This is a genomic window from Caballeronia udeis, from assembly GCF_001544555.2.
Taxonomy (GTDB): Bacteria; Pseudomonadota; Gammaproteobacteria; order Burkholderiales; family Burkholderiaceae; genus Caballeronia; species Caballeronia udeis.
The window spans coordinates 50,675-75,810 of record NZ_FCOK02000023.1 but is presented as its reverse complement, the minus strand read 5'-3'; the positions used below and the strand labels follow the sequence as shown (position 1 = coordinate 75,810).

Annotated in this window: 21 protein-coding genes and 1 pseudogene; 7 read left to right on the top strand and 15 right to left on the bottom strand. The window is 58.8% G+C overall.

Going from position 1 to position 25,136, the window contains the following annotated elements:
* Positions 1 to 288: 288 nt before the first annotated feature.
* The 9 genes from AWB69_RS18110 to AWB69_RS18070 all read right to left on the bottom strand — a co-directional run bounded on the left by AWB69_RS18110 (position 289) and on the right by AWB69_RS18070 (position 9,542).
* Complete coding sequence (locus AWB69_RS18110) at positions 289 to 1,392, bottom strand: porin (protein WP_231937154.1); 1,104 nt, start codon at positions 1,390 to 1,392, stop codon at positions 289 to 291.
* A gap of 143 nt (positions 1,393 to 1,535) precedes the next feature.
* Positions 1,536 to 3,092, bottom strand: a complete 1,557-nt coding sequence (locus AWB69_RS18105) for a tripartite tricarboxylate transporter permease (protein WP_062087163.1) — start codon at positions 3,090 to 3,092, stop codon at positions 1,536 to 1,538.
* A 13-nt stretch (positions 3,093 to 3,105) separates the two neighbouring features.
* Entirely contained in the window at positions 3,106 to 3,609 is a 504-nt protein-coding gene (locus AWB69_RS18100; RefSeq protein ID WP_062087161.1) for a tripartite tricarboxylate transporter TctB family protein, read from the bottom strand.
* A 90-nt stretch (positions 3,610 to 3,699) separates the two neighbouring features.
* A complete protein-coding gene (locus AWB69_RS18095) occupies positions 3,700 to 4,080 on the bottom strand; it encodes a VOC family protein (protein ID WP_062087159.1) in 381 nt (126 codons plus the stop codon).
* A gap of 79 nt (positions 4,081 to 4,159) precedes the next feature.
* On the bottom strand, positions 4,160 to 5,170 hold the full coding sequence (locus AWB69_RS18090) for a tripartite tricarboxylate transporter substrate binding protein (protein WP_062087158.1): 1,011 nt from the start codon (positions 5,168 to 5,170) through the stop codon (positions 4,160 to 4,162).
* A gap of 41 nt (positions 5,171 to 5,211) precedes the next feature.
* On the bottom strand, positions 5,212 to 6,195 hold the full coding sequence (locus AWB69_RS18085; protein ID WP_062087220.1) for a hypothetical protein: 984 nt from the start codon (positions 6,193 to 6,195) through the stop codon (positions 5,212 to 5,214).
* 153 nt (positions 6,196 to 6,348) lie between these two features.
* The gene (locus AWB69_RS18080; RefSeq protein WP_062087156.1) at positions 6,349 to 7,089 is read right to left on the bottom strand and encodes an FCD domain-containing protein; all 741 of its coding nucleotides are present in this window, start codon (positions 7,087 to 7,089) and stop codon (positions 6,349 to 6,351) included.
* Positions 7,090 to 7,351: 262 nt separating this feature from the next.
* On the bottom strand, positions 7,352 to 8,347 hold the full coding sequence (locus tag AWB69_RS18075; RefSeq protein WP_062087154.1) for a YncE family protein: 996 nt from the start codon (positions 8,345 to 8,347) through the stop codon (positions 7,352 to 7,354).
* A gap of 346 nt (positions 8,348 to 8,693) precedes the next feature.
* Positions 8,694 to 9,542 carry an oxidoreductase gene (locus tag AWB69_RS18070; RefSeq protein WP_062087152.1) on the bottom strand — a complete coding sequence of 283 codons (849 nt, stop codon included), beginning with the start codon at positions 9,540 to 9,542 and terminating at the stop codon, positions 8,694 to 8,696.
* A gap of 113 nt (positions 9,543 to 9,655) precedes the next feature.
* Between AWB69_RS18070 and AWB69_RS18065 the strand changes: the two genes are divergently transcribed.
* Entirely contained in the window at positions 9,656 to 10,564 is a 909-nt protein-coding gene (locus tag AWB69_RS18065; RefSeq protein ID WP_231937153.1) for a LysR family transcriptional regulator, read from the top strand.
* Positions 10,565 to 11,059: 495 nt separating this feature from the next.
* Entirely contained in the window at positions 11,060 to 11,446 is a 387-nt protein-coding gene (locus tag AWB69_RS18060; protein WP_062087150.1) for a nuclear transport factor 2 family protein, read from the top strand.
* Positions 11,447 to 11,450: 4 nt separating this feature from the next.
* Here the strand turns inward: AWB69_RS18060 and AWB69_RS18055 are convergent, their stop codons facing one another.
* Together AWB69_RS18055 and AWB69_RS18050 are read right to left on the bottom strand one after the other, a co-directional pair.
* Entirely contained in the window at positions 11,451 to 11,840 is a 390-nt protein-coding gene (locus tag AWB69_RS18055; RefSeq protein WP_062087148.1) for a VOC family protein, read from the bottom strand.
* Positions 11,841 to 11,984: 144 nt separating this feature from the next.
* Positions 11,985 to 13,550 carry a methyl-accepting chemotaxis protein gene (locus AWB69_RS18050; RefSeq protein WP_062087146.1) on the bottom strand — a complete coding sequence of 522 codons (1,566 nt, stop codon included), beginning with the start codon at positions 13,548 to 13,550 and terminating at the stop codon, positions 11,985 to 11,987.
* A 487-nt stretch (positions 13,551 to 14,037) separates the two neighbouring features.
* Between AWB69_RS18050 and AWB69_RS18045 the strand changes: the two genes are divergently transcribed.
* The gene (locus AWB69_RS18045; RefSeq protein WP_062087144.1) at positions 14,038 to 15,135 is read left to right on the top strand and encodes a DNA alkylation repair protein; all 1,098 of its coding nucleotides are present in this window, start codon (positions 14,038 to 14,040) and stop codon (positions 15,133 to 15,135) included.
* A 29-nt stretch (positions 15,136 to 15,164) separates the two neighbouring features.
* Here the strand turns inward: AWB69_RS18045 and AWB69_RS18040 are convergent, their stop codons facing one another.
* On the bottom strand, positions 15,165 to 16,067 hold the full coding sequence (locus AWB69_RS18040) for a LysR family transcriptional regulator (protein ID WP_062087142.1): 903 nt from the start codon (positions 16,065 to 16,067) through the stop codon (positions 15,165 to 15,167).
* 121 nt (positions 16,068 to 16,188) lie between these two features.
* Here AWB69_RS18040 and AWB69_RS18035 point away from each other — a divergent pair, with 121 nt between their 5' ends.
* The gene (locus AWB69_RS18035) at positions 16,189 to 16,938 is read left to right on the top strand and encodes a sulfite exporter TauE/SafE family protein (protein WP_062087140.1); all 750 of its coding nucleotides are present in this window, start codon (positions 16,189 to 16,191) and stop codon (positions 16,936 to 16,938) included.
* A gap of 185 nt (positions 16,939 to 17,123) precedes the next feature.
* On the opposite strand, the gene AWB69_RS18030 is transcribed toward AWB69_RS18035, so the two are convergent.
* From AWB69_RS18030 to mdeB, 3 genes and pseudogenes are all read right to left on the bottom strand, one after another.
* A complete protein-coding gene (locus AWB69_RS18030) occupies positions 17,124 to 18,470 on the bottom strand; it encodes a pyridoxal phosphate-dependent decarboxylase family protein (RefSeq protein WP_062087138.1) in 1,347 nt (448 codons plus the stop codon).
* Positions 18,467 to 18,640: pseudogene (locus AWB69_RS18025) on the bottom strand (helix-turn-helix domain-containing protein); the annotation flags it as partial. The gene AWB69_RS18030 and the pseudogene AWB69_RS18025, both read right to left, overlap by 4 nt.
* Positions 18,641 to 18,933: 293 nt before the next feature.
* A complete protein-coding gene (gene mdeB, locus AWB69_RS18020) occupies positions 18,934 to 21,654 on the bottom strand; it encodes an alpha-ketoglutarate dehydrogenase (protein ID WP_062087134.1) in 2,721 nt (906 codons plus the stop codon).
* Between the two features lie 151 nt (positions 21,655 to 21,805).
* Between mdeB and AWB69_RS18015 the strand changes: the two genes are divergently transcribed.
* The 3 genes from AWB69_RS18015 to AWB69_RS18005 all read left to right on the top strand — a co-directional run bounded on the left by AWB69_RS18015 (position 21,806) and on the right by AWB69_RS18005 (position 25,119).
* Positions 21,806 to 22,336 carry an Lrp/AsnC family transcriptional regulator gene (locus tag AWB69_RS18015; protein ID WP_062087132.1) on the top strand — a complete coding sequence of 177 codons (531 nt, stop codon included), beginning with the start codon at positions 21,806 to 21,808 and terminating at the stop codon, positions 22,334 to 22,336.
* 491 nt (positions 22,337 to 22,827) lie between these two features.
* On the top strand, positions 22,828 to 24,054 hold the full coding sequence (locus AWB69_RS18010; protein ID WP_062087130.1) for an MFS transporter: 1,227 nt from the start codon (positions 22,828 to 22,830) through the stop codon (positions 24,052 to 24,054).
* Positions 24,055 to 24,267: 213 nt separating this feature from the next.
* Complete coding sequence (locus AWB69_RS18005) at positions 24,268 to 25,119, top strand: TetR/AcrR family transcriptional regulator (RefSeq protein ID WP_082913459.1); 852 nt, start codon at positions 24,268 to 24,270, stop codon at positions 25,117 to 25,119.
* Positions 25,120 to 25,136 lie beyond the last annotated feature (17 nt).

The window sequence follows — 25,136 nt, the reverse complement described above, 5'->3', positions numbered from 1 at the left end:
ATCTCCGTCAATATTGATAAGTTTTATTGATTTCATTTTTATTAGTACACCTACTATTTCTACCGGCTCTGCCGCGAACTGTTTGCTCCGCGGCTCTTTCGCTTCGCCTGTACCACGCATCCGCTTAATAACCGCTTTACCGCTCTTACTGTAAACGCTAGGCTGCTAACTGTTGACAATATACATAAGTAATTGGGTGTGCAAGTAGGTTTAGCCCGGGAATCTCCGGCATTTGTAATTAACTACCCAGTTTTTATGCGTTCGCAGAAAAGATAGCCAAATGCACGCTTAAAATTTATGGACGATGCCAAGCATCATCGCCAACTGAGTCGGCGTCCCCGAGGTCGGCGCAAGGTCGGAGACCGCGCCTCCTGCGGGCACGAGCGTTGAGCCATCGGTAGAAAACGAGGTACCGCTCGCGTGCGTGTAGCCCACGGTTGCATAAAAGTTCGTGCGTCTGGATAGGCCGTACTGGGCCGTGGCCGCCCCTGAGTTATAGGTGGCCGAAGCATTTCCACTGGATCGCGTATACGTGTAGCCAACGGCAAGCAATAGCGCTGGCGTTGCCTGCCAGCCCAGCGATGTCGCGCCGATATTGAACGTCTCAGTGCGATTGAACGCCCCGAAATTCAGATAGGGCTTGAACTGGGCGTTGCTGTATCGGGCATTGGCAGTGAAGTCACCCAATACGTATTGCACGCCTGCCTGCACGATCTGGCGCGAGCCCACAAAGGCAGTCGCGCCACTCAATGGCGTCACCGAATTATCGGCGATCGGATCGGATGAACCCGCTCCACCGCGATCGTTCTTCGCAAAGAAATACCCGCCCGCAGCACTGAATCCGCCGTTGGTAAAAGAGGCCGCAGCTGAATAGGTCTGACCCGATGTCGTGCTGCCGGGCACGCCGCCGAACCCGTAAAGCAACTCGTACTGGAATCCCGCGTAGCTTGGGCTGAGATATTTCACCGCGTTGTTGACCCACAGCGAGTTATCGTTATTGTCCGCGTCGCCCGGCGTTGAAAACGCCGACCCATACCCGTCGGCGGTGATGGGCTGAACGAGGTCGACCGTCGGATCGTCCTGACGTCCCAAAGTCAGTGTTCCCAACGCCTCGCTCGACAAGCCCACATAGGCTTGTCGCCCGAATTCGCGACCGTCCTGGTCCAGTGTGCCGTTGTTGATCACAAAGCCATTTTCCAGTGCGAAAACCGCCTTCATGCCGCCACCCAGGTCTTCTCCGCCTTTGAGCCCCCACTTGTTATCTTCCTGCCCGCCGCCTTGCATCTGGATCACTGAGTGACCGCCTACGTTGTTGTAATAGGCCACCGCGTCGTCCAGCGTGCCATAGAGGGTGACACTGCTTTGCGCCCAGACGTTCGAACTCTCTAACATAAGGATCACTAAACTTAGTGATAGTCGATAGACATTCATTATTTTCCCCATGATCAATCGGGTAGATTCAGCGCGAGTCGCCCCTCTGGCGGCGCGGAGATCCGTGCCGCCAGCAGGTTCATTCAGATATCAATCAGGCAGCGTCAATGCCGATGTTCGGCGAGACGCTGTTCCGCCAGACGTTGCTCCGCAATGCGGGCTTCGGCCAGTTGCAGGTCCTTGACCGGACGCCGCTTGCTCCAGATCGAAGCCCCGATCATGATGACAGCGCACAAAAGCAGGCCAGCGGCGATCGGGCTGCGGACAAACACGGTCGGGTCGCCATTGGAGATCGTCAGCGCCTGCCTGAACGACTGCTCCAGCGTATGCCCGAGAATCAGCCCAAACAGCAGCGGCGCTTTGGGCACGTCAAGCTTGCGGAACAGGAAACCGACTACACCGAAGCCAAGCGCGAGGTACAGGTCGAAGACATCGTTGTTGAATGAATAGACCCCCGCCGAAGCTATGCCCAGGATCAGGCACAGCAGGATACCTGGCGGCACATATAGAATCTTGGAGAGAATGCCTACGAGCGGCAGGTTCAGCACCAGCAGCATGATGTTGCCTATGTACATGCTCGCGATCAGCCCCCAGACAAGATCCGGCTGCGTATGAAACAGCATGGGTCCGGGCTGGATGCCGTACATGATGAACGCGCCCATAATTACGGCCGTCGCCCCGGAGCCCGGCACGCCGAGAGCAAGCAGGTGGACGAAAGCGCCGCAGGTATCAGCATTGGTCGCGGCTTCTGGGGCAGCGATACCCTCCACCGCGCCGTGCCCGAATTCCTCGGGATGCTTGGAGATCTTCTTCTCCAGCACGTACGACAGCATCGCCGCCAAGGTGCCACCCAGGCCTGGCGCAGCACCACACAGGAAGCCCACCGCCGTTCCGCGGAAGATTGCCGGACGGGCGCGTTTCCATTCCTTCTTCGTGAACCACAGCTTGCCTTCCACCTTCACTGAATGCAGCGTCCCGCCGAGCGTGCCTTCCACCATCCGGCTGACCTCGGCGATCGCGAAAAGCCCGACGACAACCACGAGAAAACTCACCCGGTCCTGGAGTTGTGCGAGGCCCATGGTGAAGCGCGGCACGCCGCTCTGCAGGTCGATGCCAATGGTCGCGAGGCCCAGCCCCATGAACACCGCCATCATGCCCTTCGCAATCGAATTGCCATTGAGCGCACCGACGGTCGAGAGAGCGAAGAAGATGAGCGCGAAGTATTCGGTCGGGCCGAAGTGCAGCGCCACCGCAGCGAGCGGGACGGCGACGAACGAGAGACACGTCACACCGATCATGCCGGCAATGAACGAACTCACGCCGGCAATGGCGAGTGCGGCCGCAGCACGACCTTTGCGCGCCATCGGATAGCCGTCGAGTACGGTCATCACAGCAGCGGCATCGCCCGGGGTGTTCAGCAGAATGGCCGTCACTGCGCCGCCGTACATGCAGCCGTAGTAGATGCCGGTCAACATCATCAGCGCGGTAATCGGGTCCATGCCGAAGGTGACCGGGATCAGCAGCGCAATCCCCGCCGATGGACCGATGCCTGGCAGGTGACTAATCATCGTACCGATGAACACGCCGATCAGGGTATAGAGAAGGTGGGTCGGCTGGATGGCAACAGCCAGTCCATGCAGTATCCCGTACAAGCTTTCCATGTGGTGCTCCGCGTCAAATCGATAACAGGCCGGCGGGCATTGGAACGCCCAGCACCAGGGAAAACAGCAAGTCGAAAACAAGCGTGAAACCAAGTGCGACCGCAATATTCGTTTTGTGGCGGTTTCGGTTGAAATACGTGAGCAGACCCAGCAGGAACACGGTCGTAGCAATCAGGTAGCCAACACGATCGAAACACACGTAATAAAGCGCCGTCCAGGCCACCATGCCGACCAGGACCAGCGGCGAGTGCCTGATACTTTTACCTGGATTGGTGCCCGGCTCATCAGCCGCAGGCGGTGTTTCGGCGAGCGGATTGATCCGCAGCTTGTGCCGCCGTTCGAGCAGCAACAACAACGCGGACGCTATCAACCCCACGCCGACGAGCGCCGGAAATGCCTTGGGTCCAAGCGGATCGCTCAGGCGCACTTCCGGCAGGCGCATGTCCATGTACAGATATACGGCGGCGAGCACGATTACGCCGATGGCTAGCTGCGCGTCACCCTTTAAGCTTTTCACGTCTCCTCCCTATATTTCCATGCTCCGGCGCGCCCGTTACACAGGCGTCGCCGGTCCTGCACTGATGCTGGGGCTAAGGTATTCCGCGCTCTATTTCTCGTTGTAGCGTCCGGGCTTCACGACTTCGGCAATCGTGCCATCCGGGGCGCGGAATTTGAGTGCCCCTTCGCCCTTGGCCGAGAGGATCGTGCCGCCATATTGCTTGATCTTCTCGGCCGCCAGTTCCTGATCGTCCACGGTCACGCCCCAGTGGTGCAGGCGCGGTCCCTCTCCCGCAATAGTCGCCTCATGCGAATCCTCGCTGTCGTATTGCATCAGCGTGAAGTCGATGTGGCCGTCGGTCATATGCCGCGAGATGTGCTCCCGGTTGCGGCCGGTCTTGACCTCCGTAAATCCGAATACCTCTGTATAAAACTTCGTCGCCTCTTCGAGATCGTTGACCTTGACGGCGAGATGGACGATGCGTGACATATGGTTCTCCATGTCGTTGGTTGATACGGTGGAAAAGTCAGGGGTGGAGCAAACTCTTACGAATATTTCCGCTATGGGGCTACTTTGCGAGACCGAGGTCTGTAAGAAGCGACGTCAACCGCTTCTGTTCCTCGTTCAAAAAAACTTTGGTTTCGGCACTATTCTTATAGTCAGCAGTCCAGAGGTTACGCTTGACTGCTGCGCTCCATTCGGGGGAAGAGGTGGCCTTCTTCAACACGTTGTCCCACCAGGCGATCTCATCCGGGGTCATGTTCTTCGGCCCGACGAGCACCCGCCATGTGCTGAAATCCACGTTCACACCCTGCTCTTTCCAGGTCGGCACATTGGCCAGATCACCCCCTTCTCTGGAATTCGAAGGAATTCCGATCATCCTGACACGACCCGCCTGACTCGGTCCAAGCACGACTCCCGCGGGTGTTGCGCTCGCTGTGACGTGCCCGCCCATCAGCGAGGTGACCGCTTCGCCGCCTGAATCGAAGAACACTATTTTCAGCTTCTTCGGGTCCTGCCCAGCCGCCCTCAGTACCAAGGCGGCGGCGTCGTGGCTCTGGCCACCCGGCGAACTGGACACCGCCATGCTGACCGCCGAGGGATCCTTTTTCAGCATCTCGATAAGATCCTTGCCCGTCTTGATCGGCCCTGACGCCGCAACCGCAAAGACGACCGGCTCGGTTACGAAGACGGCCAGCGGCGTCACGTCGTCTACGCCTACCGTGCTAATGCCGGTGATGCGGTTCGTGATCAGCGGTAGCGCCTGCACGCTGACGTAATGGCCGTCCCCGGGATGCGAGTTGATGTACGCAATGCCGACTGTACCGCCGCCGCCCGGACGGTTGATGACGGTGACTGGTTTGCTTGAGAGCTTGTCTTGCTGGATGACGCTTTGCAGCGTGCGTCCTACGAGATCCAGCCCACCGCCGGGCGCGCTCGGCACCACGATCTCAACGGGCCGATGAGGCTGCCACCCGTCGGCGGCGCGCGCAGCTATCGAGTTGATCGCGAGAAGCACTACGCATGAGAACAGCGCCGCGCTGCGCCGATTGAAGCGGGTACTACCGGTCTTGCCCATTACATCGTCTCCTGATTGTTTTTTGATCGACGTTTCGTGACTCAGAAATTGAAACCATCAAACGTGGTTGCGGCAAAAAGCTCATCGAGCGGTACCTCCTGACCGATGAGCCCGTCGGTTCTCGCATAGCGCTGCAGAGCGGCCAGTTCGGGGCGGTTGGCGTCGAGTCCATAGCGCCAGTAGTCATTGCCCATCAGCGCCTTGACCCGGTCCACCTCCGCGTTGATCCACGGATGCGTAACGCGCAGCGTGTCGGTAATGGTCAGTTCGGTCATGGCGATCTCCTTCGCTTTCACGAAAGCGGCGAATACGTTCACCGGCAACCAGGGATATCTCTCCACCAGCGAACGGCGGATGCCGATGGTGTGCATCGGCGGAAACAGACGCGTCTTCGTGAAATAAGCTTCCTCGGCTTCGCGAAAATGCGGGAACAGGCGCAGGACATTCGGATTGCGGCCGAAGCATGAGGGCGGTCTGGGCGCGATGATCGCGTCGACGTCGCCAGTATCGAGCAGTTTTGAAAGCGTTGCGCCCGAATCGATCGGAGCGATGCTGATGTCCGCAGGCAAGTCGAGCGGCATGCGCACTTCGCGCCCCGCCTGCTCAAGCCCGCCGGTGACCCAGTGCACGTCGCGTGTGCGCACGCCGTGTTCGTCGTCGAGAAAACCGCGTACCCACACCCCTGCCGTCTGCTGGAAATCAGGCACGCCGATCTTGCGTCCGCGCAGCGCTTCGGCTGAGTCGATCCCGCGATCGGCGCGCACATAGATGGCCGAGTGGCGAAACGAGCGCGACACAAAAGCCGGCACGCCAATGTAGCGGCTCTGGCCACGCGCCGTAGTGAGCAGGTGCGTGCCGAGCGACAGCTCCGAGATGTCAAATTCCTCATGACGAAACGCTCGCTGAAACAGCTCCTCCGCGGGACCATGAACAAAGTTGATCCGACATCCACCGACGCTTACGCGGCCGTCAACCAGCGCCCGGGTCCGATCAGTAATTTGGCATGCTAACGAAAGCTCAAGCATGATATTGGCAAACCTCTTTGACAGCATCTTATAGCGGCGCCCAAATCAGCATCTCCGGGCATGCACATCCAATACAATTCGTAGACCGTAATAATTCGACCGGCCAATTTGTAATTGACCCTCCATATTCGATCGTCCCTTCCGCCCGCCGTGCTACACGATCGGATCGCTCATCTCCGAGTGCTTAACGGGCGAAGACGCGTTTTTAGCCAAGTCATCCAGCGCCGTCAGCATGCGTTCCTTGCCATGGCTAACGTGGCTGAAACTAGCTTCATAGCTCAACTTCGAATCCTTCGACTTCAGCGCCACGACAATCTCGCGATGCTCTCGATTCGATTGCAGCAAGGAGCCGCGTTGAACCAGTCCGTGCGCACGAAACAGGTGAAACTCCTTCACGAGGCTCCCATACAACTTGATCAGCCGCGTGTTCTCAGTCGAGCGCACGATGAAGTCATGGAACTCGAGGTTCACCGGATCGAAGCGCGAAAAATCGCCCTTTTCCGCCGCATCTTCCATTTCGTCGACGAATGCATCGAGCTTCGCTGCGGCCTGCGTGGTCAGGATCGGCGCTAGCAGCGATGCCGACAGGCCAATCAACCCGGCGCGCAGATCGTAGACCTCGATCGCATCGCTCTTCGTGAGCCGCTTGATAAAGACACCGCGGTTCGGAATCAAATAGACCAGCCCCAGTTCTGCGAGCGCCCGGCATGCTTCCCGAACCGGACCACGACTGACCGACAACTTGTCGGAAATGAGTTTCTCGTTCAGGCGCTGCCCTGGGGCTAACTCGCCCCGCAGGATCATTTTTTCGATCTCGTTCTGCACCACTCCGGTCAGGGTATGTGACTGGAGTTCGGCGACGGTAACGGTTGAGGTGCTGTAGTCGGTTGTCATGGAGTCATACTAAATTGCACTTTGCAAACTGTCAACACTTTGATAAAACGCTGTTGGCATGGACTGGCGCCCACGCCTGCACTGCCTTTTCACGGCGCTTTACGACGTTTTGCGGCAAGTCGGAATACTGGGATTGTTCTCCGCAGGCTTGATGAGTCGCTTGCCTCCAGTTGGTCCGATTCACGGTTTTGCCGCTCCCGCCCGCTTGCGTTCCGCATTACGCCTGCGTGGCCTGCGTGGCGTTGCCTGTCACCTCTGAACCTCAAGTGGGTTCGAATACCGCAACCTTGTTACTGACGTTGAGATAGACAAAGATCCGGTGCGTCTTCGGATCAACCGTCAGCGTGTGAACGCCTTTTTCCGTCATCAGGTGATCGATTACCGTATTGGCATCGAGATCCACGACTTCAACGTTGCCTGACTTGTCGCCCATGAAAGCGCGACGAGCGCCGACATCGATCGCAGTCTCGTCAATATCACCGCCCTCAAACGGGATGGTCGCAATGACTTTTCCCATTGTGGGGTCGACGATCAGCATCTTCTTGTCACGCGTCCCGATCACCAGGTGTTTGGTCTTGCTGTCGTACGCCATGGGCTTGGCATCGGTTTTCACCCCTAAGTCCCAGACGCTTTCTATCTGGTTCGTATTTGGATCGATGACGTCGATCATGTTGTCCACCGGCTGATATAAACGGTCCAGCTCCCGCACGTACAAGCCGACGTCCGGTCCGTGTTTCGCAGGACGCGGTTTCAACTCGATCGCGCTGATTTTTGTGAACGGCGGCTTGCCATCGAACATCACTTCGTTATTGCTATCGTCATTGGCCAAAAGGATTTTCCCGGTGCGTCGGTCAACGCTGATGCCATCGGGCGATTCACCTCCGGAATCCACCGTCGCGACCTTCTCGAACGTGCGTTTATCGATCACAACCATCGTGTTGCTTTTAGCATCGGATACGTACGCATAAGCATCGTCCAGGTCGATACCGGTGGCTTCCTTGACACCCGGAATAGTCGCTTTCACCGCCAACTTTTCAGCATCGAGGACGACGACGTTATGCGCCGGCGCCTGGCCTATCCACACTGTATTAGTGGGTTGATCGAACGTGACCCAGTCTCCATGGCCACCTTTCCCCGGCAAATCGATCGTTTTAATCAATGCGTAGTGAGATTGCGCATGCGCAAACGAACCCGTGGCTAGCGCAAGGATGCCGAGCGCCATCGTCCTGCTGACATAAGAGAAATTGAACGGCTTCATGTTTGCCCTTTTTTCGACGGTCCGCGTTGAACCAGTTTTTTTATCGTTACCTTGACGACGACAGGTCTTCGTTCAGCCAGTTTGCTGAAAAACACAATTGATTTCTGCTAACTGTTAATTGTCGACAGTTTATTTTGTCATATCCAATTTAATTGTCAACAGTTGGCAACTAGGGATTTATGCTGAGGGATCGGCAGGTTTTGGCACCCCGCCCGACGACAAACTGTCGTAGTCGACGCTGAACGACCGCCTGCATCTCTCGAAAGCGGCCGCTGATTCCAAGGCGCGATGAATGCCCGACTCGGGCGAGAAGACAGGCATCATCTACGCGATTCGTTATGGGAACCTACGTCGCCTCGTCAAATGCGGTACTTCGTGACAGCGTCTCCCACTCGTCAAAGTTCTTGACCATGGCAGCAAGCTGTTTGCGCGCAAGGTCAAGCGCGTCGGCACCCAGCAGCAGATGCATCGGCGGCTGCTTCGCCTTCAATGCTTCAATGATTGCAAGTGCGCCCTTCGCCGGATCATTGTGTTGCTTTCCGTGCGAGTCGAGCAAGGCATCGCGTTGCCTGCCCAATGTCTCGGCAAACTCAGGAATGCGAATTCTGGATTGCCGCATCGAACGGCCGCGAAAATCTGTCCTGAACGCGCCGGGTTCCACTACCGTCACTCCAATGCCGAACGGTGCCATCTCCTTCGCGAGGGTCTCCGAAAGGCCTTCAAGGGCGTACTTGCTCGCATGGTAGTAACCGACGTTCGGAAAAGTGGTGAGTCCGCCGATCGAACTCACGTTGACAATATGTCCTCTCCCGCGATGCCGCATTCCCGGCAGCACGGCCTGCATCATGCCGATGACACCATGGACGTTAGTCTCGAATTGCGCGCGAATCTCGGCATCCTCGCCCTCTTCGATGGCCCCGACATAGCCATAGCCGGCATTGTTCACGAGTACGTCGATCTGGCCGAACCTTTCATACGCAACGCTCACAGCAGAGCTGACTTGCGCGGACTGGGTAACGTCGAGGCCCACGGCGATCGCCCGGTCGCCGTATCGATCAACAAGGTCGCGCACCGCGTCGGGCTTGCGAGCTGTGACAACGGCGCGATAGCCGTGTTCCAGCACCTTTTCGGCCAGCGCACGACCCAGGCCGGAAGAGCTACCGGTGATCATCCATACCGAATTGTCGTCAATCATTCTTCCCTCCTTTCATTTCAAATTATCAACACCGGCCGCGGCCCCGTGTCTTGACCATGAGAAAGGATAGATGCGAGTATTCGTTCAATCATCGTGGATAATTCGTATGAGTCATGCAGTCAGATAAAACGATCTCGCGCGGGGTCCTGGATGACCTTTCGGTCTTCGCCGCAGTCGCGCGGACGCGCAGCTTTTCCCGCGCTGCCGCGGAATTGAATGTGTCCAATTCGATGCTGAGCTATACGATCAAGCGCCTGGAAAATCGGCTCGGCTACCCGCTGCTTCGACGAACCAGCCGCAGCGTGGCGCCCACCGCCGAGGGGCAAACGCTGCTGTTGACGCTGGAACCTGCATTGGAGGCAATCGATGGTGCCTTGGGGGACCTCGGCCGGATCCGCGATCGTATTTCGGGCACCCTGCGAATCACTGCTACGCGACAAGGGTATGAGGCTGTCATCCGTCCGGTGCTACCCGGCTTCTGCACGACCTATCCGGAAGCAACCGTCGAAGTCATCATCGACTATGCGTTCAGGGATCTTGTTGCCGGGCGTTTCGACGCCGGCATCAGGCTAGGCGAGAAGCTCGAACAGGATATGGTGGCGTTACCGGTCGGGCCCGCCCTCAGGATGGCCGTGGTTGCTTCACCGGAATATTTGTCGCGACATCGCGCTCCTGCAACGCCGGACGATCTCCAGCATCACCGATGCATCAATTACCGGATGGAGACGGCAGGTAGCCTTTATTCATGGGAATTTGAAAACGGCGGTCGAAAATTAAAGGTGGCGTTGTCGGGACCGCTGACGTTCAATGAGCCGGATCTCATGCTCCAGGCCGCGATAGATGGTCTTGGCGTCGCGTACGTGTTGGAGCATGAGGCAGCGCTCCATATAGAGACGGGGCGTCTGGTCCGGGTGTTGGAGGACTGGTGTCCCCCGTTCGCTGGATTTTTCCTCTACTACCCGTCGCGCAAGCAAGTTTCTCCTGTGTTGGCCGCGTTGTTGAAGCGCTTGCGAGCACAGTGAAACCGCTCGCGAAGGCTGCGCGCCCACTCGTTATACGAGCGTCCGGACATAGTCTCGATCACCTCGACCACCTTGATATAGCCGGGAAATCCTGATCGCAGCCAGCGCGCTGGCCGAACTCATGTTCGAACATACGCGACGATACGTTCTCGAAAACCTGCAGGAATGCGAACTATTTACCGATAGGATGGTTGAATCGTCGAGGCTTCCGCGCAGCACGATTTATCGGCTATTCGAACATGAAGGCGGGCTTGGTGCTTATCCGTCATCTTCGCTTGCGCGCCGCCACAGACCAGCTCGTTCGATTTCCGGGCGTTCCGATCAAGGACGTTGGGTATTCAGCCGGCTTCAAAAGTGCGTCCAGGGCGGCGCGTGCCACCCGGCTATAGACTGCCGCAATACTTCGCTGCAATACTTCCCGCTGACGCCCGGCGTGCGTGCTCATGATGACGCTCGCCACCGGGATCGTTTAATACTCACAGGGAAAATAACGAAATGAATCAGAGCAAGTTGAGCGACGTCGAATTCCCCGTGCAAAAACAACTCGAGGCTTATAACGCCCGGGATATAGAAGCGTTCATGCAGTGGTGGGCCCACGACTGTGAGTACTATGAGTTCCCTTCGCGTTTGCTGGCTAGCGGCGCAATCGAGATCCGTGAACGGCATGTCGCCCGGTTCAGCGAAGCCAATCTTTCCGGCAAGCTCATCACGCGGATATCGGTTGGCAACATGGTGGTCGACCAGGAGGTTGTCACTCGCACCTTTCCGGACGGCCCCGGCGAGATCGACGTGATCGCCATCTACGAAGTCGAGAACGGGAAAATAGCGAAAGCATGGTTCAAGATGGGCTCACCGAGGTTGCATACCGCCGTGACACGATAACTGCTCAGGCTGGTCTCATGTCCAGATCCGGTTGCGAAAGCTGAAATACATTCCCTTCCGGATCCTGGCCGTCACACAGGGTGTGGGCAAAACCGTCGTAGCGCTTCAGCGCGCTCATTTGAACGCCTGCGCTAACGAGTTGGTCCCGCAGTTCCGCCATCCCCGACGGCATCGAGAAGACCAGTTTAGCGTTTGAACTGTCGGGCACGAGCGGCCTGTCGCGGTAAGGCCGTCCGACCAGACGAAGAGCAAGCTCAACGTGCCCCGCTTTAAGCACCACCCACTCCCCTTCAATTTCCTCAACTACGTCAAAGCCAAAAGAAGTCTGATAGAACGACTTCAGCGCAGCGACATCCCTGACGAAGAGAATCAATCTTGTCATTGCAATGGACATCAGGACCTCGATAAATTGCGCCGGGAAAGCACGGCGCCGATCACGATAGGCGGGCCGATTGCGCTTAACCCTCCGGCGAGCATTATTATCCCTGCTTTCGCCATCGTGAGGCCTCTGCCAACGTCCTTGTCCCGGATCGAGTTCTTAGTACCGCGTTACCCTTCCCTCGTCCGGGATCTTGAACACGGATACCGCGGCCTTCAGGTGGCGCGTCTGCTCATGCAGCGACGCCGCCGCCGACGCCGCCTGCTCCACCAGCGCCGCGTTCTGTTGCGTCATCTCGTCCATCTGCACCACAGCCTGATTGACCTGGTCGATGCCCGTGCTTTGCTCGAGGGACGAGGCGCTGATTTCCGCCATCATCTGCGTGAGGCGCGAGATTGACGTCGATACCTCGCGCATGGCCTCACCAGCGCGTCCCGCCAGCGCTGAGCCATCGTTCACCTGCGAAACCGATTCGCCGATCAGCTCCTTGATCTCCTTGGCTGATTGCGCGCTGCGTTGCGCAAGCCCCCGCACCTCGCTTGCCACGACCGCGAATCCGCGGCCCTGCTCGCCCGCACGCGCCGCCTCGACTGCTGCATTCAAAGCAAGGATGTTGGTCTGGAAAGCGATGCCGTCGATCACCGAGATGATCTCCGCGATCTTGTCCGAGCTCCTGGCAATGCTGGTCATCTTCTCGACTACCTGGTCAACCACACCCGTGCCTCGCGATGTCGCCGTCAGCGCGTCGCCTGCAAGACTGTTTGCATCGCGGGCATGCTCGGCGTTCTGGCGCACGGTCGCGGTCAACTCCTCCATGCTCGATGCAGTCTCTTCCAGCGAGGCCGCCTGGTTCTCCGTACGTGCCGACAGGTCCGCGTTGCCGGTTGCGATTTCATCAGCGCCAAGATTGATCGAGTCCGACGACTCGCGCACTGTCTTTACCGTGTGCGCGACGCTTGCCTGCATGGACGCGAGACCGGCGAACAGGCGGCCGATCTCGTTCGTGCCGTGATCGGCAATCTGCTCGTCGAGCTTGCCCTCTGCAATCCGTTCGAAGTGACGGCCGGCCTCCTCGAGCGGTGCGACCACGCCGCGGCGCAACGAGACGTGCACAAATGCAACGCCCGCTACCAGCACGATGAAAATCGCCAACCCAACGCCCCGGAACAAGTCAAGCCGGGCATCGATGGAATCGAGGTACGACTGGCTCGCCGCGTCGCCAAACTGGGCGAAGTTTTGTTGCTCGGCGAGGTAGCGGTCCTGGAAGCCCTGAGTCGGCTGGTCGAGGAAAGCCTGGAGATTGTTGGCATCGAGATATTGGGTCAGTTCATTCAGTGCGCCGTGATACGCCTGGAATTTTTCCTGCAACGCGGCGGTGCGCGCCCTGTTTTCATCGCCGGTTTTCGGCGCATTGACGAAAGCAGTAAACGACTTGTCCGCCAACACCAACTGCTCGCGCGCGTGCTGGACGATATCGACCGGTTCCGTGCCCCCGCGCGCCATGCGCGTACCGGCGCGCGACAGGTTGATCCGCGCGTCCATCAGGCGCTGGGTGGTTTCATTGACCTCGTTGACTTGCTTGAGCGCGATGTTCGACAGGTTGCCCACATCCTCGTGAGTTTCGGTCAACGACCAGAAACCCAGCCCTTCGGTGACGACCTGGAAAAGACAGAACACGACCAGGACGACAAGAAGGCTGGTGGAAACGCTGGCTTTTCTAAGCATATTGACGACTCTTCGTAACGTTGAATTCGATATGGCCCTTCAACGCGTCTTAGCCTGTCAAACAACAGATATCTTTCTGCAGCACCCGTCGACAGCGCCCATTCACGGCAGCACGAAACGGCGCGGGAATGTCATCGGATGTGGATCGGAAAAGCTATTGCCGGATGGTCGTCGAGTGATCTAAGACAGCGTTGAAACCTGACAGGCTGGCCTCTTGTTAACGGCTGCATTGACGGATACTTAAGCTTGCGAGAGGACGGGGAAGCGCGAGAATTGTTATTGAACACGCCCTAAAAACACCGCTCCTGACAAGATCTGACAGGGAGGGCGGATATGCTGTTTCCCGCCGTTGCGAGAGACGCACTCTCATGACGAGCGATGTGACGCAGGCCGCGACCAGGACCATGAACAAAAGCATAGTTGCGCGGCGGTACTATTGGGCGCCCCGCTGCGCCTCCATTGCACTTGCTACAAGAAAACGATAACGATGCCGGACACCGAAAACACCGCACTGAAAGAGATCTTCAACGAGCGCCGGTTCCGCGACATGGCGCTCGACGTCAAAGCGGTTTATCCCCCGTTCGACACGCGACGTTTCCTCAAGATTTCTCTAGCCGGGCTTGACGAGCTGACCCTGATGCAGCGCCTGCGCCGCATGACTCAGGCGTTGCATGCAACCCTTCCCGCGGACTACCGCCAGGCGCTCGAGATTCTTCGTGCGCTGGCACCACGCATGGGGAACGGATTTGCTACGCTGGTCCTTCCCGATTACGTTGGACAATACGGCCAGGACGACTTCGATATATCGATGGACGCGCTCAAGTTTTTCACGGCCTTCGGCACGTCCGAATTCGCTGTCCGCGAGTTCCTGCGCAAGGACCTGAAGCGAGCCCTGGTCATCATGACAACGTGGTCACGCGATGACAGCGACGCCGTGCGACGTCTCGCCAGTGAGGGAAGCCGTCCGCGCTTGCCATGGTCGTTCCGGCTCGACGCAATCCTGGCTGATCCTTCACTGGCCGCACCAATTCTGGAGAACCTTCGTTCGGACACGAGCCTCTACGTCCGCAAGTCGGTCGCCAATCATCTGAACGATGTGACCAAATCGCATCCTGACTGGGTGCTGGACCGGCTGGCGACTTGGCCGATTGAAAACGCTCACACGGCCTGGATTGCGAAGCGCGCCCTGCGCTCCCTGATCAAGGCCGGCAATGGCCGCGCACTGGCGGTGATCGGCGCGGGCGGCATGCCCGATGTGAAGCTCAGCAAGTTCGCCGTGACGCCACGCCAGGTTGCGTTGGGCGAGCGTGTGACCTTGTCATTCGATCTTGCCTCGAAGTGCCCGGAAAGCCAGCGGCTCGTGATCGACTACAGGATGCATTACGTGAAGAAATCGGGCGTGACGGCCGCGAAGGTATTCAAGCTAAAGGAACTGACACTCGATGGCGGACAGAAGGTAGCGATAGAACGCACGCAGAACATCCGGGACTTCACCACGCGCGTGCATTACGCAGGGCGTCACGACGTCGAGATACTGGTGAACGGGGTATGCCTTGCCAAAGGATATTTCGACCTGAGTTGTTGAGCATTGAACCATCGCAACCCGGGTTCCCGCTAGCTTGAGCGCGCTTTAGCGGCAACACCAAGCTCCTCAACCAGCGCGCGCTCCGGCCGTTGCAACGCCTCCAGATCGCGAACGCAGATCAGCAACTGGCGTGTCGCCCAGCGGTCGGTCAACTCTATGGTGTGCACGCCCGGCGTCCCCCGGTAGCGCTTGGCGGCCGTTGCCGGCACGATCCCCAGACCGGCCCCTTGCTCGACCATGCTGCATATGTTTTCGAAGGTCCGCACCCGCGCGCGAAAGTAGAAAGGCTGCCCGGCAAACAACGCCTGCTCGCCCAGATACTCCTGAAGGGCGCTGCCGGCGCTCAACCCGATGAAATCCTGCTCGACCACGTCCCTGAGCGCGACACGACGACGCCCGCTCAGCGCATGATCGCGAGCGACGATCAGGACGAGCTTGTCGGTTGCGAACGGGAACGTCTGCAACGTCCCATGTTCGAGCGCATCGGAAACAACGCCTATCTCCGCGGAACCGTTAAGGATGGCCTTGACCGTCTCGGTACTCTGCCGCTCCTTCAGGTCGATATGCACGCCGGGGTTACGCCGAAGAAATCCGCCAAGGGGACGCGGCAGGAATTCGGTGACGGCAGCGGTATTCGCCCACAGCCGCACACGCGTTCTGCGGGACTCGGAGTGCTCTCCCAGTTCGCCCTGCATCCGTTCGATCTGGCCGAGCACCAGACGCGCGTGGTGTGCCAGCGTGTCCCCTGCGGGCGTGGATTCCACCCCACGGCGGCCTCGCTCCAGCAGCGGCAGCCCGAGCGCTTCCTCCATGCCGCGCAACCGGGCGCTGGCCGACGGCAACGACATATTCGCCTGAGCCGCGCCGTGCGTAATGCTGCCGGTCTCCAGGATGAACAGGAAAAGGCGCAGGTCTATCAGATCGAGGCGCATGGTCCAAGGAAATTCTGTTGATCAGCCTTAGTTATACCCTAAGGCACAGTACGTATCTTCCGCATTGTGGCCGTTGCGAATCCGGGGAAAATGAGGGCAGATCATTTCTCCGGAAGTACCGATGACCTCGTTCGCCATTGCGCGTTTTGCCGCCATTACGCTGACCTTCCTGATCGCCGGCACCGTAAAAGGCGTCACGGGCATGGGCCTGCCGACCGTGGCCATGGGTGTGCTCGGAACGCTCATGCTGCCGGCCGAGGCCGCTTCGCTGCTGATCCTGCCGTCGTTCGTCACCAACGTCTGGCAGCTTGTTGCAGGTCCTCGCCTGGGTGCGCTTGTCAGGCGCTTCTGGCTGATGATGGCGGGCATTGTGATCGGCACCGTGGCCGCGGCTTCGTTCATCGCCGGCAGCGGCGGGGTGTGGGCCGTGACCGGCCTTGGCGCCGCGCTGACGCTTTATGCGGCCTCGGGGCTGCTGTCCTGGCACTTCTCCGTGGCGCCACGGCATGAGCGGCGCCTGTTCCCCGTGATTGGCGTGGTAACCGGTCTTGTCACGGGAGGAACAGGTGTTTTTGTCGTACCAGCAGTCCCCTATCTTCAGGCGCTCGATCTAAAAAAGGAGGATCTCGTCCAGGCCCTCGGACTATCATTTACGGTATCGACCGTGGCATTGGCCATTGGGCTTGCACGAGAAAACGCATTCGCCCTCAACAACATCGCAAGCTCGCTGTTCGCTGTCGTCCCTGCCTTGCTCGGCATGTGGATCGGTCAACGCATACGCGGCCGTATCAGCCCCACGACCTTCCGCCGATGGTTCTTTATCTGCATGCTGGCGCTCGGTCTTCAACTGCTGTTACGGCATTTCATCTAAGTGTCGTGCCGGGAGCATGCAACCGGCTTCGACTCTGGGAGATCAGACGCGATGCTCTCACCATTGCTCGAAACACTGGGCGCGCTGGCGGTATTGGCCAGCCTCGCAATCAACCTTCGCGCATTTTTCGATCGGCATCGGTAGCCTCGCGAACCGCGCCAATAGCGCGATGACCGCCGCGTTGCTTAGCGCGGCTTTGCAAGCCTGGTCAACAATTGCACGAGTGCGTCGGCTTCGTGTTCCGTCGTCCGCCAGGATGACACGCTGATCCGGAAGGCCGGCCGCCCTTGCCAGACGGTCGCGCCAAACCAGGCCTCGCCGGACGCCTGGACCGCTTCGCGGGCAGCAACGGTGAGTTCATCGGTATGCGCGCGAACCAGGACCTGGTTCAGCGTGACACGGTTCAGGACCTCGAATCCCGCCTGTGCCAAGCCCTGTGCAATGCGACGCGCCAGCGCGCATTGCCGGTCGCCTAGTAAAGCCACGCCTTCACGTCCTAACGAGCGCAACGCGGCCCACACAGGTATGCCGCGAGCCCTTCGCGAAAATTCGAGAGTCAGGTTCTTTTGCGCGTCTCTCGCGCCGCTCAAATAGACTGCATCGCTATTCATTGCAGCGGCGAGCGCTTCGCTATCGCGGCAGATTGCCATCGCGCAGTCGTAGGGGGTGTTCAGCCATTTATGGGCGTCGGTGGTCCAGCTATCGGCCGCTTCTATGCCTTTCGTCAATTCCGCATGCGATGAAGCCCGCGCCCACAAGCCGAACGCCGCATCCACATGAACCCAGGTACCGGCGGCCTTGGCTTGAGGAATGAGCACGTCGAATGGATCGAATTCGCCGGTGTTGACCTCACCCGCCTGCAAACAAAGGATGGTCATGTCATCGAGCGGCGGCAAACGTTCCGGGTCCACCTGACCATGGTGGTTGACCGGCGCGAACAGTATCTTGTTCATGCCGAAACCAAGCAGGCGAAGCGCCTTTTTCACGGTGATATGCACAAGCTCGGACACCACGACCTTAACCTCGGGAGCACCTGCCAGTCCGTCGTTGTCGAAGTCCCATCCCTTGCGCGCAAGCAGCACGCGACGCGCAGCGGCAAGGCAGCTCAGCGTGCAAGCCGTGGCGCTGGTTCCGAATCCCACGGCACTTTCGCGAGGCAGGTCGAGCGCATCAAGGACCCAACCCGCCGCGACCCGTTCGAGCGTGGCCGCGACCGGTGAGTTGTCGAATGACGATGCACATTGGTCCCATGCAAGCATCAAGCGTTCTGCGGCCGCAGCGGCAGGCAGCGACGCACCAATCACAAAACCAAAGTAACGCGGTCCGTTCGACGCCACCGTGCCGGGCGAACCGATATCGTCCAGTAATCGCAACACGTCCTCCGCGGCGTATCCGTGAACGGGCAGTGGCTCGTTGAATGCGGCCAGAGCCTGCAACGCCGCTTGATCCGGGAACACGCGGCGCCCCGGAATGGACTCGGTATAGCGCCGGGCACGATCATCGGCTTCGGTCAGCAGTGTTAGTTCGTTCATGGTTCTTTCCGGTCAGGTACTAGCTCAGCAAAATATTGGGTTGGCGTCACACCGAAGGTCCGTCGAAACATCGCAATGAACGCGCTGACGTTTTCATAACCGAGATCGAGCGCAATAGTCGTGACCGCCGTGCCCGATGCAAGCATCTCCAACGCCCGCATCGGACGCGCGAAGCCGCGAAGCCGCGAAGCGCACCGAAGTCTTGCCACGGGCGTAGCAACGAGACCTGGTGACACGCGCGTCATCGCCGGATAGCTCGACCGCGATCAACACCGGGCCATCAGCCGAATGAGTTTTTGCAGGATCAAGAAGCGGAGCGGACATGGCCGGGGAACCCTCTGGAACGGCTTTTATACCGCGGCGCAGTGGCTCCGCACAACATAAATGCGTCAATCGCGCGGCAGGTTAACTGCATGGCTCATCCGATCAGAATGAGCCTGCGATCAAGAGGGAGCTGTTGCTCCTACCGCTGCCAGGGAGCTCCCAACGCCGACGCCGCCTTCCCATATTGCTGCGACGCTTTTCGCACAGTCGCCATATCGATCTCACCGTCGTCGGCCAGCGCTTTCAGCGCCGCGATCACAATGGACGCGCGATCCACTTCAAAGAACTCGCGCAACGCCTGACGTGTGTCGCTACGGCCGAAGCCATCCGTGCCAAGCGTCACGTAGCGGCGTGGCACGTAAGCGCGGATCAGTTCAGGCACAGCACGCACATAGTCCGTTGCCGCGATCACCGGACCACGCGATGCACCAAGCATCGTGCTTGCATACGGCGCTGGAGCCACCTCGCCGAGACGGGCAAGCCGCTCGGACGCCATGCCGTCGCGCTGCAACTCCGTGAAGCTCGTCACGCTCCATACCGCTGCTTCCATACCCCAGTCGTCGCGCAACATCTGCTGCGCCGCGATCACCTCGCCAAGAATCGCACCGGCGCCAAGCAACTGCACCCGTGCTGTCTCGTCCGGTTCCGCCGCGAGCGGATACATGCCTTTGAGAATACCCTCGCGCAGCATCTCCAGGTTACCGCCGGGCACCGACGGCTGCGCGTAGTTCTCGTTCATCACCGTGACGTAATAGAACACGTCACGCTGGCGCTCGACCATCTCGCGCATGCCTTCGTCCACGATAGCCGCGACTTCATAGGCGAACGCGGGATCGTAGGCACGGCAGTTCGGTATGGTCGATGCCACCAGATGGCTGCTGCCGTCCTGATGCTGCAGCCCTTCGCCGCCAAGTGTGGTCTTGCCCGCGGTCGCGCCGATCAGGAAACCGCGTGCGCGCTGGTCCGCCGCCGCCCAGATGATGTCGCCAATGCGCTGGAAGCCGAACATCGAGTAATAGATGTAGAACGGCAGCATGGGCAGGTCGTGCACGCTGTATGACGTTGCCGCGGCAATCCATGACGACATTGCCCCTGCTTCCGAAATGCCCTCTTCAAGAATCTGCCCCTTGGTGTCCTCGCGGTAGTAGAGCATGGAACCGAGATCTTCCGGCTCATACAGCTGCCCGAGCGGCGAATAGATGCCCACCTGCCGGAACATGTTCGCCATGCCGAAGGTGCGCGCTTCATCGGCGACCACCGGCACCACGCGAGGGCCCAGCGTTGCATCTTTCATCAGCGTGCCGAACATGCGCACGATCGCCATGGTGGTCGACATCTCCTTGCCCGCCGCATCGATTGCAAACTGGCCCCAGGTAGCAATCGAAGGGACGATCAGCCCCTTCGACGCCGCTCTCCGCCTTCTGGGCAGATAACCTCCAAGGCCTGCGCGTCGTGCGTGCAGGTACTGCATCTCCGGACTGTCTTCCGCAGGTTTGTAGAACTTGACTGCCTCGACATCGGCGTCCGACAGCGGCAAGCGAAAGCGATCGCGAAACGCCTTGAGGTCGTCGAAGCCCAGTTTCTTTTGCTGATGCGTCGTCATCCTGCCCTGGCCCGACGTACCCATGCCGAAGCCCTTCATGGTCTTGGCAAGGATCACGGTCGGCTGGCCTCGGTGACTCAGCGCCTTCGCGTAAGCCGCGTGGAGTTTGCGCACGTCGTGACCGCCACGGCGCAAGCCGTCAATATCCTCGTCGCTAAGATGCGAAGCTAACGCGGCAAGCTCGGGATTCTGGCCGAAAAAACGCTCGCGGTTATAACCGCCATCGTTTGCCGAGAAGGTCTGGAACTGACCGTCGACCGTATGCGCGAACGCACGCAGCAGCGCGTTCGTCTGGTCGCGTGCAAAGAGCGCGTCCCAGTCCGAACCCCACAAGACCTTGATCACGTTCCAGCCCGCGCCAATGAACTGCGCTTCGAGCTCATCGATAATGCGGCCGTTGCTGCGCACTGGACCGTCGAGCCGCTGCAGGTTGCAATTGATCACGAACACCAGGTTGTCGAGCTGTTCGCGCGCAGCCAGCGACAATGCGCCGATCGATTCCGGCTCGTCCATCTCGCCGTCGCCAAAGAAGCCCCACACCTTGCGGTCCTGCGTCTTTGCGAGGCCACGGTTTTGCAGGTAGCGCATGAAGCGCGCTTGATAGATCGAGTTGATCGGACCAATGCCCATGGAGCCCGTGGGGAACTGCCAGAAATCCGGCATGAGCCACGGGTGCGGATACGAACACAGCCCGGGTCCCGCTATCTCCTGCCGGTAGTGCTGCAAATGCTCTTCGCCAAGAAAGCCTTCGAGGAACGCGCGTGCATAAACGCCCGGCGATGAATGCGGCTGGAAATACACCAGGTCGCCGCCCGTGCCTTCACCGGCATCCGGCGCTGAGGCGCGGAAAAAATGGTTGAAACCCACTTCGAAGAGATCGGCCGCGGAGGCATAGCTCGCAATATGGCCGCCGAGCTCTCCGTAAGCCTTGTTGGCGCGCACAACCATGGCGAGCGCATTCCAGCGCAATGCGGCGGCGAGCTTTTCCTCGATCTCCAGATTGCCCGGATAACGCGGCTGCTCTGCAACAGGAATGGTATTGATGTAGGGCGTGACACGCGCCCTCGACGACTCGATCCCAAGCGACAGCGCATGCTCGGCAAGGCGGTCATAAAGGTATTGAGCGCGGTCTCGGCCGACGTGTTCCGTGACCGCGTCGAGCGCCTCCAGCCATTCGGCGGTTTCCTCGGGATCGCTGTCTTCGCGACCTCGGGATATCGACAGAATCTGTTCGCTTCCGCTGGATAAATCGGTCATGGCACGGCTCCGCATTGAATGGGGAAATAGCATTTGCTTTCAATACAGCTTAGCTATTACGCCGCAGAATGTGCCACTGATTTGCTTTTAATCAGGCTCCGGGATAGTGTATTTATTCCGTGTACGCCCCCTTCTCCAGAATATTCGAGCTATGACCACATCGCCTAAACGCCTGGACCGTATCGACATCGGCATCCTGAACCAGTTGCAGCAGAATGCGCGCATCACTAATTCGGAGTTGGCGCGGGCGGTGAACCTCTCGCAGACGCCGTGTTTCAACCGCGTTCGCGCGCTCGAAAAGCTGGGACTGTTCAAGCAACAGGTCACCCTGCTGAACCCGGAACCGCTTGGGCTTCGGATCAACGTGTTCATACAGGTCAGCCTGACGAAACAGGACGAAGATGCGCTACGGCGTTTCGAAGAAGCGATAGGCGAGCGGCCCGAGGTCATGGAGTGTTACCTGATGACCGGCGACGCGGATTACCTGCTGCGCGTGATGATGCCGGACATCCAGTCGCTGCAGCGCTTCATCATTGAACGGCTTACCAAGATTCCGGGCATCTCGAACATCCGTTCAAGCTTCGCGCTCAAGCAGGTGCGGTATAAAACGGCGTTGCCGCTGCCGCTGTCGGGACTGACGTTGCATGACCCTGACGAGAACGCGGATACGGAGTGGAGTTAGCGGCCTTCAATTAGCGGCTTTCAATGGCTCATGAGCCGTGCCGTTGGCGTGGAAAGCGTATCGAATGGCGTTTCCGCCGCAGCGCACCGGCTGGCCGCTCGCTAGAGTCGAGGGGTCAACCACCACACCAGGAGTACATGATGCGCACAGTGAGCGAACTTGTCCGTAGATAAACCGATGTCTTGACCCCAAGTGAAGCTCGGACGCCCCTCTCCCGCAAACCTGTTTAATACAAAAATAATTCAATTAACTTTCATTTTCTTTAAGTATCGGGCTTAATCGAAAGCCATTCGATTGACGTGTTGCCCAGCAAACGTGAAACCATACCGGGGTTAATACCAGTTTGAGTGATCGTTGCGAGCATCCAATTAAACAGCGGCGTACACTCCAACCTGCCGACACCAGCCGAGCGCCTTATCCGGCGCGGCGCAGAGAAGGCCTCGGTGACGTCGTCATGATTAATCAATTACGCGAATGGGGAGATTACGGTAATGAGCTGGACGCGAGAACAAAGAAACGTGACGATTGCGGCCTATTTAGGCTGGACACTCGATGCCTTCGATTTCTTTCTAATGGTTTTCGTATTGAAAGATATTGCCGCGGAATTTAATACGAAGATCCCGGAGGTCGCTCTGGGGATTACCCTTACTCTTGCAATGCGCCCTATTGGAGCGCTGATCTTCGGCCGTCTCGCCGACAAGTACGGCCGGCGTCCGACGCTGATGGTCAATATCGCCATCTATTCGTTGCTGGAAATGCTGTCGGGTTTCTCGCCGAACCTCTTTACGCTGCTTGTGTTGCGTTCGCTGTTCGGCATTGCGATGGGCGGTGAATGGGGCGTGGGTTCGGCCCTTACGATGGAAACCGTGCCAACCAAGGCACGCGGTTTTGTATCAGGTCTCTTGCAAGCGGGTTATCCGAGCGGATATCTGCTGGCTTCCATCGTATTCGGCGTCGCGTATCAATATGTCGGCTGGCGCGGGATGTTTTTTATCGGCGTGGCGCCCGCGCTGCTGGTTTTATATGTCCGTGCACACGTCCCTGAGTCACCGGCATGGAAAGCCATGGAGAAGCGGCCACGGCCCGGCTTGCTGGTGACACTGAAGAAAAACTGGCAGCTCTCCATCTATGCCATTGTCTTGATGACCGCGTTTAACTTCTTCTCGCACGGCACCCAGGATCTTTATCCGACCTTCCTGCGCGAACAGCATCACTTCGATCCACACACGGTTGCGCTCATTACCATTGTCCTGAATATCGGGGCAATCTGCGGCGGGCTGTTCTTCGGGTCCATGTCGGAGAAAATCGGGCGCCGTTGGGCAATTTTTATTGCCGCTTTAATTGCGTTGCCGGTATTGCCGCTCTGGGCATTCTCGAGTGGCCCGGTAGCCTTGGCCGCCGGAGCGTTTCTGATGCAGATCTCTGTTCAAGGGGCCTGGGGGGTGATTCCGGTACACCTGAACGAGATTTCGCCCGATGAGATTCGCGCCACGTTTCCCGGGCTCATTTATCAGTTGGGCAATCTGCTGGCTTCGGTTAATGCCACCATGCAAGCGTCTATCGCTATCAAGAATGGCAACAACTATGGGCTCGCCATGGCGCTGGTCGGCGGCACGGTCGCCGTGGTGATCGCGGGGCTTATTTTCTTTAGCCGCGAGCGGCGCGGTATTGACATGACGGAGTCTGCCCAGCACATCGGGGCTACGGAATCGGTTTAAATTCGGTTAAGCATTTTTATTCGATGGGGACGCGCTCGCGTCCCCATTTTCCCACTCGCCTCATATCCGTCTGCTTCTCTTCCTCCCGTGCTATCGCTCTCTTTCTAGAGAGCACGCTCCATGAAATGGCTTGTCGATTTCGCCAAAGCTTTTTATCGTGATTAGAACGATCGTTTTAATCACGATAAAAAGCTTGCATCCACAATTCCGACCATGCGGACCGCCATAACGGTCCCGGAGACGCCAGTGCCCACCCGTTCCACGCTTAACCCTTCCAGTCGCGCATCCTTACGCACAACCGGCAATACCAAAACCCGCTTGCTCGACGCCGCCGAAACGCTCTTTATCGACGCCGGTTATGAAGCCATGTCGATGCGGCTCATCACCGCCCGCGCCGAGGCGAACCTGGCTGCCGTGAACTATCACTTCGGCGGCAAGGACGCGCTGATCCACGCCATGCTCAGCCGTCGCCTGGACGGTCTCAACCAGGGCCGCCTGGCCCTGCTCGAACGCTTCCAGTCGTCTCTGGGTTCGCACCTCACGTGCGAGCATATCCTCGGTGCAATGTTCATCCCGGCGCTTCAGCAATCCCGTTGCGCCGAGAAGAGCGGCCCTGCGTTGCTGCGCCTCCTCGGCCGCGCCTACACCGACCCGTCGCCGTTCATCCGCGGCTTCCTGCGCGGCGTCTATGCCGAGGTGGCCGAGCGTTTCTTCAACGCTTTTCAAACAGTCCTCCCGCATCTGCCTCGCGAAGAACTCGGCTGGCGGCTGCACTTTTGCATCGGCTCGCTCGCGGGCATTCTCGCCGGTGCCGATACCGACAGTCGCATCGCAGATTTCGCGCAAGGGCAGCGTCTGGAAGATTCGCAATTGATCGGCCGTCTCGCGCTCGTCATGGTCGCCGCGCTCAAGGCACCCTTGTTGCTCCCGAACAGCGTCTGCCAGTTCGCCTCCATGTTCGCCGAGCACGGACCGGTTCTGAACAACGCAGCACCCTTGAAGACCGACCCTTCGAACGAGAGTCGGTTCGCGCACGATGCTGCATCGCAACATGCCAATGCCTGAATTGACGACGCGCGTGC